1 rRNA gene is annotated in these 3,165 nt (G+C 48.4%); it reads right to left on the bottom strand.

Going from position 1 to position 3,165, the window contains the following annotated elements:
- Positions 1-73: 73 nt before the first annotated feature.
- A 23S ribosomal RNA gene (locus LQ608_RS12305) occupies positions 74-3,000 on the bottom strand.
- Between the last annotated feature and the right edge of the window lie 165 nt (positions 3,001-3,165).

The raw sequence follows: 3,165 nt of genomic DNA, 5'->3' as shown, positions 1-3,165 counted from the left end.
ACTATTAGAATGTATTGCACATTCAAAACTAGATAGTAAGCAGATTTTACGGCGTTAAACCGAGTTAAAAATTTTGATTAAGTCTTCGATCGATTAGTATTCGTCAGCTACACACATTACTGCGCTTACACCCCGAACCTATTAACCTCATCATCTTTGAGGGATCTTATAACCGAAGTTGGGAAATCTCATCTTGAGGGGGGCTTCATGCTTAGATGCTTTCAGCACTTATCCCGTCCATACATAGCTACCCAGCTATGCCGCTGGCGCGACAACTGGTACACCAGAGGTATGTCCATCCCGGTCCTCTCGTACTAAGGACAGCTCCTCTCAAATTTCCTACGCCCACGACGGATAGGGACCGAACTGTCTCACGACGTTCTGAACCCAGCTCGCGTACCGCTTTAATGGGCGAACAGCCCAACCCTTGGGACCGACTACAGCCCCAGGATGCGATGAGCCGACATCGAGGTGCCAAACCTCCCCGTCGATGTGAACTCTTGGGGGAGATAAGCCTGTTATCCCCGGGGTAGCTTTTATCCGTTGAGCGATGGCCCTTCCATGCGGAACCACCGGATCACTAAGTCCGTCTTTCGACCCTGCTCGACTTGTAAGTCTCGCAGTCAAGCTCCCTTGTGCCTTTACACTCTGCGAATGATTTCCAACCATTCTGAGGGAACCTTTGAGCGCCTCCGTTACTCTTTAGGAGGCGACCGCCCCAGTCAAACTGCCCGCCTGACACTGTCTCCCACCATGATCAAATGGTGCGGGTTAGAAAGTCAACACAGCCAGGGTAGTATCCCACCAGCGCCTCCACGTAAGCTAGCGCTCACGCTTCAAAGGCTCCTACCTATCCTGTACAAGCTGTGCCAAATTTCAATATCAGGCTACAGTAAAGCTCCACGGGGTCTTTCCGTCCTGTCGCGGGTAACCTGCATCTTCACAGGTACTATGATTTCACCGAGTCTCTCGTTGAGACAGTGCCCAAATCGTTACGCCTTTCGTGCGGGTCGGAACTTACCCGACAAGGAATTTCGCTACCTTAGGACCGTTATAGTTACGGCCGCCGTTTACTGGGGCTTCGATTCGTAGCTTCGCAGAAGCTAACCACTCCTCTTAACCTTCCAGCACCGGGCAGGCGTCAGCCCCTATACATCACCTTACGGTTTAGCAGAGACCTGTGTTTTTGATAAACAGTCGCTTGGGCCTATTCACTGCGGCTCTTCAAGGCTTGCACCCTAAAAAGCACCCCTTCTCCCGAAGTTACGGGGTCATTTTGCCGAGTTCCTTAACGAGAGTTCGCTCGCTCACCTTAGAATTCTCATCTTGACTACCTGTGTCGGTTTGCGGTACGGGCACCTATTTTCTAACTAGAGGCTTTTCTTGGCAGTGTGAAATCAACGACTCGCCGGATACATGATCCAGCTCCCCATCACAACTCAACCTTATAAGTGCCGGATTTGCCTAACACTCAGTCTTGTTGCTTGGACGTGCACTCCAACAGCACGCTTCGCCTATCCTACTGCGTCCCCCCATCGTTCAAACAATCATAGGTGGTACAGGAATATCTACCTGTTATCCATCGCCTACGCCTATCGGCCTCGGCTTAGGTCCCGACTAACCCAGAGCGGACGAGCCTTCCTCTGGAAACCTTAGTCAATCGGTGGATGGGATTCTCACCCATCTTTCGCTACTCACACCGGCATTCTCACTTCTAAACATTCCACATGTCCTTACGATCATGCTTCAACACGTTTAGAACGCTCTCCTACCACTATCCTTACGGATAATCCACAGCTTCGGTAATATGTTTAGCCCCGGTACATTTTCGGCGCAGTGTCACTCGACTAGTGAGCTATTACGCACTCTTTAAATGATGGCTGCTTCTAAGCCAACATCCTAGTTGTCTGGGCAACGCCACATCCTTTTCCACTTAACATATATTTTGGGACCTTAGCTGGTGGTCTGGGCTGTTTCCCTTTCGACTACGGACCTTATCACCCATAGTCTGACTCCCAAGTTAAATTATTTGGCATTCGGAGTTTGTCTGAATTCGGTAACCCTAGAGGGGCCCCTCGTCCAAACAGTGCTCTACCTCCAATAATCATCACTTGAGGCTAGCCCTAAAGCTATTTCGGAGAGAACCAGCTATCTCCAAGTTCGATTGGAATTTCTCCGCTACCCACACCTCATCCGCTCACTTTTCAACGTAAGTCGGTTCGGTCCTCCATTCAGTGTTACCTGAACTTCAACCTGGACATGGGTAGATCACTTGGTTTCGGGTCTACGACCAGATACTCATTCGCCCTATTCAGACTCGCTTTCGCTACGGCTCCACATTTACTGCTTAACCTTGCATCAAATCGTAACTCGCCGGTTCATTCTACAAAAGGCACGCCATCACCCATTAACGGGCTCTGACTATTTGTAAGCACACGGTTTCAGGTTCTATTTCACTCCCCTTCCGGGGTGCTTTTCACCTTTCCCTCACGGTACTGGTTCACTATCGGTCACTAGAGAGTATTTAGCCTTGGGAGATGGTCCTCCCGGATTCCGACGGAATTACACGTGTTCCGCCGTACTCAGGATCCACTCAGGAGAGAAATAACTTTCGACTACAGGACCATTACCTTCTATGGTTGGTTTTTCCAAAACCATTCGTCTAATTATTTCCTTTGTAACTCCGTATTGAGTGTCCTACAACCCCAACAGGCAAGCCTGTTGGTTTGGGCTATTCCCGTTTCGCTCGCCGCTACTCAGGGAATCGAGTTTTCTTTCTCTTCCTCCGGGTACTAAGATGTTTCAGTTCTCCGGGTGTGCCTTCTCACATACTATGTATTCATATGTGGATAACATGACATAACTCATGCTGGGTTTCCCCATTCGGAAATCTCTGGATCAAAGCGTACTTACAGCTCCCCAAAGCATATCGTCGTTAGTAACGTCCTTCTTCGGCTTCTAGTGCCAAGGCATCCACCGTGCGCCCTTAATAACTTAATCTAATATTTCCTTATACATAAATGTTTAAGAAAATAACTGTTATTAATCTGTGATGTCGTCTAAAAAGACGACGCGCGATTATTAAGCTTGAATTTCGTTAGAAATTCACTCGGTTTATTGCTTGGTAAAATCTATTTGCTTACTTATCTAGTTTTCAATGTGCAA

This window comes from Mammaliicoccus sp. H-M34 (assembly GCF_022386495.1).
Taxonomy (GTDB): Bacteria; Bacillota; Bacilli; order Staphylococcales; family Staphylococcaceae; genus Mammaliicoccus; species Mammaliicoccus fleurettii.
The sequence above is the reverse complement of the archived record's forward strand: the minus strand, read 5'-3'. Positions and strand labels throughout refer to the sequence as shown.